Raw genomic sequence first — 292 nt, 5'->3', positions numbered from 1 at the left:
ATGCTAGCATTGCTTTTGGAAAACTCATCTTGTGAATAAACACTGTAAGAATAACAACAAGAATGAACACAAAACCAGGTAAGTAGAATGGTTCTATAGATGCGCGTATATCGGAACCGAGTATTTGATTATATTCAACACTTATACTTTGAAGAAATGCTTTGATTGGTAAAACCTCAAGTCGAGTTAACACAAGAAAGAAACCAACAAGCAAATATGGAATCCATGCTTGGACTAGAGTCAGTTTTGGTTTATTCAGTTTTTCACTTTCATCTGCTTCAATTAATGTACC

Annotated in this window: 1 pseudogene; it reads right to left on the bottom strand. The window is 34.2% G+C overall.

Annotated elements, in window-relative coordinates:
* Positions 1-292 (bottom strand): annotated as a pseudogene (locus AOA60_RS33185) (hypothetical protein); the annotation flags it as partial.

The organism is Pseudomonas sp. 2822-17 (genome assembly GCF_002742485.1).
Taxonomy (GTDB): Bacteria; Pseudomonadota; Gammaproteobacteria; order Pseudomonadales; family Pseudomonadaceae; genus Aquipseudomonas; species Aquipseudomonas cyclaminis.
The sequence above is the reverse complement of the archived record's forward strand: the minus strand, read 5'-3'. Positions and strand labels throughout refer to the sequence as shown.